Source organism: Klebsiella sp. 1SOBk10mer (assembly GCF_046602535.1).
Classification (GTDB): Bacteria; Pseudomonadota; Gammaproteobacteria; order Enterobacterales; family Enterobacteriaceae; genus Klebsiella; species Klebsiella quasipneumoniae.
In genome coordinates this window covers 1-13025 of record NZ_JBKIUP010000017.1, presented here as the reverse complement: position 1 = coordinate 13025, position 13025 = coordinate 1, and the positions used below count along the sequence as shown (strand labels likewise).

General features: G+C 50.3%; 12 protein-coding genes. 5 read left to right on the top strand and 7 right to left on the bottom strand.

The annotated features are described in order from the left end of the window. Window positions 1-199 precede the first annotated feature (199 nt). Window positions 200-682 (top strand): hypothetical protein, encoded by a 483-nt coding sequence (locus ACLH1I_RS24395; protein WP_169510637.1) that lies wholly within the window; start codon window positions 200-202, stop codon window positions 680-682. Between the two features lie 243 nt (window positions 683-925). Here ACLH1I_RS24395 and ACLH1I_RS24390 read toward each other — a convergent pair whose 3' ends face one another. The 6 genes from ACLH1I_RS24390 to ACLH1I_RS24365 all read right to left on the bottom strand — a co-directional run bounded on the left by ACLH1I_RS24390 (window position 926) and on the right by ACLH1I_RS24365 (window position 6155). Then, on the bottom strand, window positions 926-1240 hold the full coding sequence (locus ACLH1I_RS24390) for a hypothetical protein (protein WP_058837182.1): 315 nt from the start codon (window positions 1238-1240) through the stop codon (window positions 926-928). A gap of 1117 nt (window positions 1241-2357) precedes the next feature. After that, window positions 2358-2663, bottom strand: coding sequence for a chorismate mutase (locus ACLH1I_RS24385; RefSeq protein WP_023328947.1), 306 nt, complete (start codon window positions 2661-2663; stop codon window positions 2358-2360). Window positions 2664-2838: 175 nt separating this feature from the next. Next, entirely contained in the window at window positions 2839-3807 is a 969-nt protein-coding gene (locus tag ACLH1I_RS24380) for an IS5 family transposase (protein ID WP_077263866.1), read from the bottom strand. A gap of 41 nt (window positions 3808-3848) precedes the next feature. After that, a complete protein-coding gene (locus ACLH1I_RS24375) occupies window positions 3849-4496 on the bottom strand; it encodes an isochorismatase family cysteine hydrolase (RefSeq protein WP_023328945.1) in 648 nt (215 codons plus the stop codon). Window positions 4497-4499: 3 nt separating this feature from the next. After that, window positions 4500-5291 (bottom strand): N-formylglutamate amidohydrolase, encoded by a 792-nt coding sequence (locus ACLH1I_RS24370; protein ID WP_040217067.1) that lies wholly within the window; start codon window positions 5289-5291, stop codon window positions 4500-4502. Window positions 5292-5303: 12 nt separating this feature from the next. Then, on the bottom strand, window positions 5304-6155 hold the full coding sequence (locus ACLH1I_RS24365) for a MurR/RpiR family transcriptional regulator (protein WP_043875152.1): 852 nt from the start codon (window positions 6153-6155) through the stop codon (window positions 5304-5306). Between the two features lie 171 nt (window positions 6156-6326). On the opposite strand from ACLH1I_RS24365, the gene ACLH1I_RS24360 reads away from it, so the two are divergent. From ACLH1I_RS24360 to ACLH1I_RS24350, 3 genes are all read left to right on the top strand, one after another. Then, window positions 6327-7697 (top strand): glutamine synthetase family protein, encoded by a 1371-nt coding sequence (locus ACLH1I_RS24360; RefSeq protein ID WP_043875145.1) that lies wholly within the window; start codon window positions 6327-6329, stop codon window positions 7695-7697. A 68-nt stretch (window positions 7698-7765) separates the two neighbouring features. Next, complete coding sequence (locus tag ACLH1I_RS24355; RefSeq protein WP_049165011.1) at window positions 7766-9232, top strand: APC family permease; 1467 nt, start codon at window positions 7766-7768, stop codon at window positions 9230-9232. Continuing rightward, entirely contained in the window at window positions 9229-10551 is a 1323-nt protein-coding gene (locus ACLH1I_RS24350) for an aspartate aminotransferase family protein (protein WP_040217071.1), read from the top strand. The genes ACLH1I_RS24355 and ACLH1I_RS24350 overlap by 4 nt, the downstream gene beginning before the upstream one ends. A gap of 66 nt (window positions 10552-10617) precedes the next feature. On the opposite strand, the gene ACLH1I_RS24345 is transcribed toward ACLH1I_RS24350, so the two are convergent. Continuing rightward, on the bottom strand, window positions 10618-11337 hold the full coding sequence (locus ACLH1I_RS24345) for an SDR family oxidoreductase (RefSeq protein WP_040217073.1): 720 nt from the start codon (window positions 11335-11337) through the stop codon (window positions 10618-10620). Window positions 11338-11629: 292 nt separating this feature from the next. Here ACLH1I_RS24345 and ACLH1I_RS24340 point away from each other — a divergent pair, with 292 nt between their 5' ends. Further along, window positions 11630-12532 carry a LysR family transcriptional regulator gene (locus tag ACLH1I_RS24340; protein ID WP_004181695.1) on the top strand — a complete coding sequence of 301 codons (903 nt, stop codon included), beginning with the start codon at window positions 11630-11632 and terminating at the stop codon, window positions 12530-12532. Window positions 12533-13025 lie beyond the last annotated feature (493 nt).

Sequence of the window (13025 nt, the reverse complement as noted above, 5' to 3'; positions counted from 1 at the left end):
CAGTTCCTGTCTTTTGTGTCGACTACAGTAGACCAGCGGGAAAAGAGGGGGGAGGGGTAACCTGTATACCAGAACGCAAAAGCTATAATTCAAAAGAGACAGCCACATGCACTAAATCAGATCGGTTTCCTGGTTTTTGTTTAACCTGATACTTAATGCTAATGTATGCGTACATTAGCTTTGGCTGGGGAAAAGATACGTGAGAGCTGAAACGCAAGAAGCTATGCGGATGTTTTTGGGGGGACGTTGCTACACGGCTAAACAGCTCGAAAAGGACTATCTCTCTGAAGTGGCAGGTTACAGCGACGACCGCTGGGAAGCGCCGCAAAGAGCTGCCCGGCTGGCGGCAGCGGTAAAACGCTACAAAACCTCTGAGATGCTGCGTTTTATTTTTGCAACCATCGCGTATGATCCCGACCCGGATCTGACCCCGCTTGCCGTGAGGCGGCTGTGTCAGGCCTTGTTCGGCAGAACCGGTAGCCAGTGGCTTATAGTGGAAATTTTCGGGGTGAAGGGACGGCAGCACCGCAGCGATGACAGCACTCCGGAGGCCGTTGAAAAAATGGCAACCAGATATCGTCACGCCGCAGGGCTGCACTGGGCGGCAACTCTGGCGGAAATTGAGCGGGTAAAGCGCGACTATCAGACCCAGGTTAAGGCATCCAGGAAGGGAGAAGGGTAAATAACATAAATTTAAAGCTAATGTACGCATACATTAGCATTAAGCTAAAGTGGCTATACCACCAGTTTTTGTATCCAGATGGCTTACTGAAATGTTTCCTTGCACGGTAATTCAGGCCTGAATGCGACAGGGGCCTACAGCACAGAACGGGATTGAGAACTGGAATGCGCTGGTCTGTTTTGCACCAGCGCTACGGGGTTTTTTATACCACACACAGGTTTCAGCTGGTGGGCATCACGGCAGCTACTTGAGCTTACTGTAGTGTTTTTGCCCAGCCCGATACTGTTTTATTGCAGCCTGTTGGCAGGCTACGGAGTCAGCCGGGGCGATGTCTGGATTTTCTTTCAGTGCGTCAATTGTGGCCTGCACCATGCCCTTGTCCAAACCCCATGTGGGGGAGGAGGGATTATTGGCTTCTAAAGGGACTTTCAGTTCCAGTACATCTCGTTTAGCACACGTTTTATTTGCCTGGTTAGTAAGGTCTGGCCCTGCAAGGATTTTCGCGGATACACCAAAACTCGCCAAAACCAGACACAGGGTGATACTTGTCGTTCGCATGTTTTATCCTTATTAATCGTCACTGATAATCAGAGTGGTCTGGGATGCTTCTTTCTCCACGCCATCCACATTCTGTGTTCTGTCCTGATGTTTCCTTCAGAAGTTACTTTATTGTGCTTCGTGGTCGGTGGAGAGGCTAAAACGCTTTCAAGCGTTTCACCAGCATCGAATCGCGCGTACAGCTTGTAATCGGCGGCATTCGTGTTTGTCGGCTCACATTTGCCATGGCTCATTTTTATCATCCTTTGCGATAAGAACTTAACTCTGCCAGGTACCAGCTGCTGGCGCCATAAACGAATTTTTACTCCCGGTGGTAAATCACCTCAGGCATCGTCATCCCGGAGTTCCAGGTTTTAATACGTAGTGAAGGTCTTGCTCAATACTCGCCGGACGGAATTATTCATCATCACCGGCAGGGGCTGCAGTGCTGGTATGCACTTTATAGCAGTCCACCCGGCGGGACAATTCATGAAAGCTGGTGGGAACGGACCATCACACTCAAAACGTAAGACAACATGCCCTATAGCCCTACAAAGCCTTTGCTCCGGAGTGCCACGCTCTGCGTGGGTCGCGACTGTGCACATTTTCGGCATATTCTTTTTTTCTTTTTTTTATTTTTTCTCTTTTTTTCGTCCGCGCGGCGGGGGCCGGGTCGGGCACGTTGAAGGTCAAGACCCTCAAGGGTATGTTGTCTTACGCATGTTCTTTTGCTGCCTGTGAGAGGAACCTCTTATCAGAATGGTGATGCTGGCCATCCTCTTCGTCGTCTCATTCAAATCCTGTGAGGATGCTCCCCACTCTGATGGTAGAGGGGGGAGCAGAATAAAACCCACCAGAAAAAAAGACGAAGATCCAACTTGCTGTGCCTGTGGAGGCTGAAGAATGCTGACACGTCCGTTCTCCGGGTTAAAAGGGATGAGCTGGTTTTCTACTGTGCGGAACAGGGGGAGTGGAAGGTACCCGCCTACGCCTGAGTTACGGCACGATGTAGCTACACAGCAACATGCTGTGTAGCCTGGCACCGGAATGCTGCCTAAGCGATACTCCGCTGGACTTCACAGCCGTCACGTGCTGGACAGCGATGGAGAAGAAAACGTTGGTTATGTGAAGGGGCGGGTTATTCAGGGCCGGATTTCGTCTTCTGCAGCTGCTGGTGTTGCCCGAGTTCATAATCAATGAATGCGCCAATCATCGCCCGATAGGTTTTTTCAATAATCGTTTCGGGAAGTCCTGCTTCAGTGGCCTGCTTACGTACCCGGTCGATGATCTGTTGTACTCTGTCAGGTGCACGCACGGATGCCTGATCAGTTTTAAACGCCGCTGCAGCTTTAACGCATTGAGCACGCTGAGCTATGAGTTTGACCAGCTCACTGTCTATCTGATCGATATGATTTCTGACATCAGTTATAGAGCTATATTCCACGAAATCGATCCTATAAACTAGTACAAAAGACCAATATATTATAATAAACACAACGGAAAGCAAAACAGATTCCCCCGTCCCGTGGATGGGGGTAATAGAACAGGAAAATTCGACGAGGCTTTGTTGTTGAATAAATCAGATTTCGGGTAAGTCTCCCCCGTAGCGGGTTGTGTTTTCAGGCAATACGCACGCTTTCAGGCATACCTGCTTTCGTCATTTTGTTCAGCGCTCGTACCAGGGCCATAGCCTCCGCAACCTGACCATCGTAGTCACGCAGTGTCAGTGAACCTCCGAACAGCTGTTTTACCCGGTACATCGCCGTTTCCGCTATCGAGCGACGGTTATAATCTGTTGTCCATTTCCACCGCGCATTACTCCCGGTCAGCCGCTGATTCGCAACAGCACGGTTACGGTCTGCATATTCACCGGGCCAGTAACCCGCGCCTTTTCGGGGCGGGATAAGCGCGCTGATTTTCTTACGCCGCAGTTCATCGTGACAGAGCCGGGTGTCGTAAGCGCCGTCTGCCGATGCTGCCCTGATTTTTCTGTGAGTCTGCCGGATAAGACCCGGGAAGGCTTCTGAGTCCGTCACATTGTTCAGCGACAGGTCTGCACAGATGATTTCATGTGTGTTGCTGTCAACTGCCAGATGCAACTTTCGCCATATACGACGGCGCTCTTTGCCGTGCTTTCTGACTTTCCATTCGCCTTCACCAAAGACCTTCAGCCCGGTGGAATCAATCACCAGGTGTGCGATTTCACCCCGGGTGAACGTTTTGAAACTGACATTAACCGACTTTGCCCGCTTACTGACACTGGTGTAATCCGGGCAGCGCAACGGAACGTTCATCAGGGCAAAAATGGAATCAATAAAACCCTGCGCAGCCCGCAGGGTCAGCCGGAATACGCGTTTAATCACCAGAACGGTGGTGATGGCGAGATCAGAATAGCGCTGGGGCCTTCCTCGTGATGAAGGCGTTGCCGACTCATACCAGGCCTGAATCGCCCCATCATCCAGCCAGAAAGTGAGGGAGCCACGGTTGATGAGAGCTTTGTTGTAGGTGGACCAGTTGGTGATTCTGAACTTTTGCTTTGCCACGGAACGGTCTGCGTTGTCGGGAAGATGCGTGATCTGATCCTTCAACTCAGCAAAAGTTCGATTTATTCAACAAAGCCGGCTGCCGCTTATCCAGCGGAGAGTTCATTGAGAAACTCCTGTGTAGTGATTTGCCTGCAATAACCTTTTATAGCGTTGAGAGAGTTTTGATGGCGTTCAGCCGACAGTGTCGCGCAAGCATCAGTCACTAAGGTTACCAAGTATCCCAGATCACAGGCGTCACGTACTGCGCTTTCAATACACTGGTCGGTAAGAAAACCCGCAACCACAAGATAACGGGTACCAAGGTTACGTAGTACATAATCAATGTTGGTCGAGATAAATACGCTGGAAGAGGTTTTCGACAGAACAATTTCATCATCACCAGGAGCAATAGCTTCCAGAACCTGCGCGTCCCAGGAGTCACGCGGCACGTTAAAGCCGGTAATTTTGTAGTCTAGGCTGCGGTCACGGCCATCTTTGGTCAGACTTTCTATAACGGTATACATCACTTCAATCTGACTTGCACGACATGCAGTCTGGATTTTTTGCATATTAGAAATTGTTTCGCGTTCAATTATATCAAAGAAGTAGCCGAACCTCTCATTCAGTTCGGTTGTCGACATCCCGACATATTCCCCACCATCACGGCGAGCATTGTAATTTTGTACATCAATAAATAACAGCGTTGCGGCTTGCTTCTCAATTGGGATCTCACGGCTGGACGGTTTAAACATTCGTTATGCCTCTTTTTTATATTGTTGACTGGTGAGAATGTCCCAGCTATCTGTAAATATTTGAGCCAGATCTTCAGCCCAGGTTCGTTGTCCTTCTGGTTCTGTAATCAAATCCTGACGAATTTCGATTTCAACATAGGGGAGTTCATTTTTAATGGCGTGCTGAGGAACAGCATAGTCAGTCACATCTGAAACGGAGTAAGGCAGATTATCTCCAACACACCATCGCCGGGTTTGTTTTAATCGCTCCAGTACCGTCAGAGCATATTCAGCCTGATGCTGGTACAGAACACCGATCTCCCATGGCCGCGATTCACCATGATATACCGGTGTAAAGCTGTGCATCGCGAGGATACAGGTCGGAATACCGTGTTTCTTCCTTTCAGTCAGTATCGCGCGTATAGCATCATGATAAGGAGTGAAAATTTCGTCACGCCTCTGGTCACGCTCCTGCTGGGTCAAGCCGATATTTCCCGGAATGGTAGTGGCTTCAGATACCTCCGGGATGGAACTGGGGATACCTGGTTGCCGGTTACAGTCAATCACCAGTCGGGAATATATCTGATGCACCAGTGGGGCGTTGAGTAAACGACTCATATGTCGGGACACAGTCAGCACGCCCAAATCCCAGCCGATATGTCGATCTATTTCATGCTGCGGTAAACCTAAATCGCCAAGCTGGCGCGGGATACGTTTTCCACCATGGTCACAAAGGATCAAAAAAGGAGAAATGCCCGATTGGTTTTCCACCATTACCGGAGCAGGTTCATCTGAAAAAAGAAGGGGGGCGCTCACGTCTCTATTACCTCATTTGGATTTTGCATTTAAAGATAGGGGGCCAAGTGCTTCCCACTGCTGCAGGCGCTGCACGGTTTTATCACCCTGGCTTTCCATAATGCTGGCGATAATGGCATCAATGAGGACAATACCGGCGGCGTACCCATCAAAAAGCCATGGCGTTTCGACATGGATAGCCAGAACGACTTTAGCGAGAGAAGCTATAGGGGAAAGTTGGGTATCCGTTACGGCTATGAGTGTGGCACCGCGTGCCACAATCTCCTGTGCCAGTTGATACATATCCTGCTGGTAACGACGAAAATCGAACAACACGAATACGTCATTTTTATTAACGTCGATGATCTGCTGAATACGATCGTGATGGTTTTCGGCGAGCACTTCAACACCGCGTCTCACCTGTTGCAGGTTGCGGCCAAAATACATTGCCAGAGACTGGCTGATACGACCGCCACCGAGGATTATATGATGTTCTTTAGCACCGATGAGACGGGTGGCTTCAGCGATCTCATATTCCGCTATGTCACGTAAGGAACACTGTATCGCCAGTGTCGAGGATGTTATGGCGGCCTCTATCAACGACGATGCGCTTTCTGTCGTTACCCAGTTATCCAGGCGCTGTAAAGGGCCTTTAGCCTGTTCCGATATTTCATCCCTCAGCGCCTGCTGAAAATCAACGAAACCACCATATCCCATTCGACGTGCAAAACGCACCACGGAAGGCAGACTGACGCCAGCTCGATCGGCCAGCATTTGCACCGAACCTAAACCAGCACCGGGATAGTCAGCCAGCATGGCCCTGGCAATTTTACGCTCTACAGGACTTAGCTCCGCCATGTTGTCTTTTATCTGTTGTGCCAGCACCTGGCTCTCCTTCATTCCACTTCAGGCAAATAACATTACCACAAGCGTTACGTCTGAATCATACGGATTTAATATATATTACACATCTTGCTTTTTTTCAACGAATGTAACATACATAAAAAGAATCAAGCGGTGTTTTTTATTCCAACTTTAACGGGAGTTTTCGATTTAATGGGCAAGCAATCTGTAGGTGTCGATGATGAAGTCATTGATTTACAAAGCATAAGTGAAAACCTCAGAGCTCTGGGGATCACGACCCTTTTTACCTCGCTGGTCGACTCTGCGGGCGTAATCCGAGGCAAATCTGTCCCGGTAAACCGGCTCAAAACCCTTTGTCAGTCAGGGGTGGGAGCATCGCCTTCCTGGGCTCTGTTCTGTGCCGATAACGCGATTGCCTGGATCCCGGCATTCACGGCTGTTGGTGATCATCGCCTGCGCGCCGATATCAGTTCACTGGTGACATTCCAGGATGGTTTTTGCTGGGCTCCGGTGGATGTTTTTGAACAGGAAGGACAGCACGCCGCCTGGTGCAGCCGTCATTTTCTACGCCAGCAGGTCGCAGCGCTGCAAAAACAGGGTATCGAAACTCTGGCAGCCGGTGAGCTTGAATTCTATTTGTTACCAGAGCAGGACGTACCGGGGCATAGCGGATGGCACGCTTACGGTATAGGGGGGCTACTGGCTCATGAGTCGATGATCAATGATCTCGTCAGAACGCTTGAAGAAGCGAATGTCGGCCTGGAACAATTTCATGCTGAATATGGCTCCTGTCAGTTTGAGCTTTCACTGGCACCGGCCGATCCCGTGACGATGGTGGATCGCCTGGTGCTGACACGTATTTTACTGGGCCGCATTGCACGCAAACACCATTTACGTGTCAGTTTCTCCCCAAGGCCATTTGCGAATGAAGCAGGTAACGGTGCTCATCTGCATTACTCCTTTACACGTGAGGGGCAACCTCTGCTGGCCGGCGGTACCGGTATCTACGGTATTACCGCTGAGGGCGGGAGCCTGATAGCGGGGATCGTACGATATCTGCCGGAATTGGTGGCATTACTTGCCCCGTCAGTATTGTCTGCCGAACGCCTGCAACCCGGCCACTGGTCGGGCGCGTATGCCTGCTGGGGACTGGAAAACAGGGAAGCCGCAGTACGTTACTGTGCGGCAAATCGGGGCAACCCTTATGGCGCACATCTTGAAGTTAAGTGTATAGATCCTGCTGCCAACCCCTACATTGCCTGTGGGGCAGTGCTTGGGATGGCGCTGGCTGGTCTGAAAGACGAACTTCCCCTACCGCAGCCTACACAATCTGCTCCAGCCGATCTCTCAGAAGCTGAACGCAATGAGCAGAATATCCAGCGACTTATAACAAACCACAGCGAGGCCTTAACCCGTCTCGCACAAAGCTCACTGGCGCAGTCAATGTTACCTCCGGAGCTACTGGGCGCGCTGATCGCCGTACGCCAGCATGAACAGGATACCTGGGGACATCTACCGCTGGAAACCATCACGGAGACATTCCGCTTCGCATGGTCGGTTTAAGTCTGAACAACTTCGGGGCAACCCATAACACATCTCGCTAATTAATTGCGCTTATGAGGGTGATGAAGATGAGTCATGCATCAAATAAAAAGCGAAGTTTAAAACTCTGGGAGGCTCTGGCGCTCTCTTTGGGAATGGTTGGACCAACACTGGCTATGTCAGGTAATGCGCAGGGGTTGATCGACTCAGTTGGCAAGGCATTGCCGATTGTGTTTGTATTAGGTCTGATCGGGGTAGCATTAATTGCCTATGGTTTTATCCGTTTGACCCGATTTTATAATCACGCTGGTAGTGCCTACGGTTTGGTCGGAAAAACTGTCGGTCCTCGCGCCGGGTTCTTTTCCGGTTTTGCCATTATGGGAACGTATCTTTTCTTTTCGATTGGCACACTTGCGGCACTGGGTGCATTTACCAATGCTTTTCTGGCCGCATTATTCCCCTCCTCTGGTTTTCAGATCCCATGGATTATCACTGCGACAGTTGGAGTGATATCTAGCTGGATCCTGAATTCTCATGATGGAAAGACGGTCGCTCGCGTACTGATGGTGATTGAGGGGCTCGGCATTGTATTGATGCTGGTACTGGCTGCAGTGATTGTCGTACATCAACCGGCGACAGGGGCAGAACATGCTTCATTGTTCAGTTTGAATGGCGTCAGTTTTCAGGCGGTAATGGCTGGCGTCGTCGCCGCTTTCCTCTCCTGGGCTGGCTTTGAAGCCTGTGCCACCCTCGGGGAAGAGACAGAAAACCCCAAGCGCAATATTCCGCTGGCACTGCTGGGTTCCATTCTGCTAACCGGTGTGCTGTTTGTGGGGATGATGTATGTGCAAACCCTTGGTTTTGGCCTTAGTGAGTCGGGCCTGAATGCCTTCAAAAATTCAGCGAACTCCCTGGGTACATTATCACAAACATACGTTGGCACCGCATTTACCTTAGCGATGTTGTTTACCGCCATGATGTCTGCTTTCGCGGCAAATTTATCTGCCGCCGCCACCTCCAGCCGTCTGTTATTTGCGCTCGCTCGCGATGGGTTTGGTCCAGCGTGTTTTGCGAAAATGTCAGATAAAAATCATCAACCTCGTAACGCCCTAACTCTGATACTTATTCTCAGTCTGCTGGTTGATGTTGTGGCCTGGCTGAGTGGTAAACCGGCAATGGGAACGGGTAACAGCGCGATAGATGCATACTTTTATTTTGCGATCATCGGCTCCGTTTGCCTGATGGTTGCCTATCTGATGATCGAGATTGGAGTGATTAATTTTATCGCCCGCATGGGTCAGAACATCCCTAAATGGGAGCTGATCATGCCAGCGCTGGGCATCGTCATTATGGTGATGTCGTTATATTTCAATGTGGCAGGCCAGGAAGAGCTCTTTAGTCCGGCACTGGTGGCGTTTTACTGGTGCATCGCCGGCCTGATCACCATCATTTCGGCACCCAAGCTCGTACGAAATATCGGATTGTCCCTGGCGTCAGAGTTTGCAACCCCAGGTGATAAAGTGGCAACCAGGACAGTACAAAAGGAGTGGATATGAGCAAGCAGATCTTTCCTGACGAAGCAGCCAGTTTGTATCAGCGTGACACCCGGTCCGTAGCTGGGATTGAGAAGTTACGCTTCTTCCCGTTAGCCGTTACCGCTGGCAAGGGATGCTGGTTAACTGAAGCAGGTGGCCGGAAATTGCTCGATCTGTCAGCCACCTGGACCGCGGCAGGACTGGGTCATGGTCACCCGGAAATCGCCGCGGCCATCACCAGGGCTGCACAGAATCCAGCCGGGGCCGGTGGCCTTTCAGCGGTACACCCGGATTCGGTCGGACTTGCAGAGGAGCTGCTGGCCATTACCCCGGGCAACGGGGATCGCTGCGTCTATCTCGGACATGCCGGTAGCGATGCCAATGACGTGGCGCTTCGCGCCTGCCGGCTCGCCAGCGGAAAACGTAAGGTGGTGGCTTTTGCGCATGGGTATCATGGAGGTATCGGGCTGGCGATGGAAGTATCCGGAGTACATATATCGGCAGGTAACGCAGCTGATCCAGACCTCTACCTGGCAACTTATCCAAATCCATTCAGAACCAATGATGAAGGCGCTGCGGCAGTCAGCGCAAGCCTTCACGAAGTTAAAGAACAGCTCGATCAAGGTGATGTGGCTTGTGTGATTGTTGAACCCATCCTGTCGGATGGTGGAATGGTCGTGCCACCAAAAGGTTTTTTAGGTGGGTTACATCGATTATGCGTAAAGGCGGGTGTGCCGCTGATATGCGATGAAGTCAAAATGGGTCTGGGGCGCCCCGGGCTGATGCACGCCTTCCAGCATGAGAACATCGTTCCGGAAATCGTCACTTTTGGCAAAGTGTTAGGTGGAGGTTTGCCGCTTTCTGCCACTGTGGGCCCCAAAGAGATCCTTGGTGGTCCCGCAGCGCATGCATTGCTTACCACCGCAGGAAATCCTATTTGTACAGCCGTAGGCCGTTCTGTGTTGCGTGTGCTGCAGCACGAAGAACTGCCTGAACGAGCGGCTCAGGCTGGGCTTTACTTCATTCAACTTCTGCGTGAGCTGGCGAAGGACTTACCCGAGATCGGCGATGTTCGTGGGCATGGTCTGGCTATTGGCATCGAGTTAGTCGTTCCTGACGGCAGCAAAAATCCGGACCGGGCGCTCGCGCAAAAAGTCGTATATCAGGCATGGAAAGAGGGCCTGGTGGTGTACTACGTCGGGGGGAATGTGCTGGAAATAACGCCACCGTTAATTATTACCCGGGATGAGATAACCTGCGCGGTAGAAAAACTATCGCTCGCAATACGGAATGCCCCGAAGGTCACACGTGAAGAAATACAGCCTTATGCTGGCTGGTGAGTCTTCCTCACTATAAATTACCTCGCCAGCCAGTCTGGCGAGGCCTGCTTTTAGTGATGTGTGGCCTTATGCAATCGCCCCACCACCATCGATGAGAACAGTGGAACCTGTGGCATAAGGGTTTCCTGCAACATAGAGGATGGCATCTGCCACGTGTTCAGGCAGCCCCATTGTTCTGGCTGGAAGTGTTGAGGCGGCTTTTTCATACATAGACTGACGTGCTGAACTCTCCAGAGTGTCCCACAGGGGAGTGGCAATCAGCCCGGGTGATACGGTATTAACCCTGACGTTAGATGAGGCAAGTTCTAAGGCAAGACCGCGGCTCAGTGATTCAATTGCTGCATTAATGGCTCCCTGTAACACTGGCTTGGAAGGACGAACGCTGAGAAATCCGGAGACAAAAGTCAGGGAGCCACCTTTATTTATGCGTGCGTGTCTTGCGACGTTATAGGCACCCCAGAATTTACTGTTCATAGCCTGCCGCGCATCCTCAAGCGCCATCTCCCGCACGGGCCCGGAAGTCGTCTGGGCAGCGCTGACAACAACGTGGTCGAATCCACTGGCTCCCTCGAAAAAACGCTGTACTGATTCATCATTGGTAGTATTCAGTTCTGCCACTTCGATATCCAATCCAATCCGTGTAGCTGCAGCCTGAAGCTTCGGCATATTACGTGACGCAATGGTCACTCGTCCACCGACGTCAGCAAAGGCCCGGGCCGTTGCCTCTCCAATTCCGGAACTTCCTCCAATGACCAGAATTTTTTTATCAGTGAAGTGATTTTTCATGAGGTTACCTCGTTAATATTGAATTCGTCGTCGCCTTGCCTTCCCTCATACATGGCAACAACCAGTTAAAATCTGAGTCAGTCTGACTAGGTATACTTTCAGAGGTACAGCCGTAATCTGCCCGGACTGTTTACCCCGATGTACTCACTTTTTTTAAATCGATGACCCACGCTGAGACGGTTCCTGAATGAAGAACACCGGTTCCGGCTGGTCTTCTCAATTTAATAGTTACCTCTATGAATAACAATTGACCTACAATGCAATAGATTATTAACAAAAATGGTAACCACAAATGAACTTCGGAAATTTCGCTCTGCTACGATTTTTTATTGATGTGATTGATGAAGGTTCGATTTCCGGAGCAGCACGCACTCACAATATTTCGATACCAGCGGCAAGCCGAAAAATGCGGCAGCTTGAACATCTCTTTGGAGTCAGGTTGTTACAGCGGACAACGAGACGGCAATCACTGACGGAGGAAGGTGTAATACTTTATGAACAGGCTGTTCGTATCCTGGGGGATCTTGAAACACTGGAAGATATGCTCAGACAAAATAGCAGGGAAGTGGCCGGTGTTTTACGTGTAACCGCACCTGTGTCGCTGGGGCGTCGAAGAATAGCCCCGTTGCTGGCGCAGTTTGGGGCAATGTATCCAAGGTTATCAGTTCATTTAAAACTTACCGATACGGTGCTTGATCTTGTGGCCTCGGGTATGGATGTTGCTATCCGCTACGGAGCGACTGAGGATTCATCTTATATTTCCAGACCGCTGGCCAACAATTATCGTATCCTTTGCGCTTCACCAGACTATGTGCAAATTCATGGCGTTCCCGAAACACCTCAAGACCTTATCAGGCATCGATGTCTCCATTCTGGCACAGAGTCATCCGTTGACTGGTCACTGGGAGACCTCTCAGTGCGGATTAACTCCCCCTTCACTTCAAATGACGGGGAGGTTATTCGACAACTGGCTCTAGATGGTTACGGTATTGCATTAAAATCAATCTGGGACGTGGCGGATGATATTGAAAGCGGAAGGCTATGCCAGATCCTCAAGCAATATCAGTCACAAGCTGCCCCCTTGCATGCCATTTATCCTCACAGGCAACATGTGGCCCCCAGGGTAAAGGTTTTCATTGAATTTTTGATAAAAAACATCCGGGAGCCAGATATTTACGCAAAATCACCTTCCTGAGATGTTTAGAGTAATGAGCTCATTCAAGGGGCGTCAGACAATATGCATGAACCAGTAGGGTTTATTCGTTCAGTCATGCTTATCTCAATCAGTTTCATCTTACTGGCCAAAACGCCAAGCAGCGTTCTGATTCACTGACGATAGTCTTGAAGACTGGATATCATAATGTTAGTTTTTTTTTGTGGTGAATCCCCCTGAGCGGAGGGGCAATGTAACCAAATAATGTTCAATCATTATCGGCTGACAACATGCGGACCGTAGCTGGTTACACTGCAGTTCACCGGGAGGCACCCGGCACCACACATTCCACTTAATAGGTAATCACTTTCCTGTTCCAGCTTTTCCTACTACTGTTAATGAAGTGGTTTACTGAATTTGGCGGCCTGAACAGAGGTGATATGCTCACCTCAGAACAACACAGGTGTCATAATGAAAAAAAGAAATTTCAGCGCAGAGTTTAAACGCGAATCCGCTCAACTGGTCGTTGACCAGA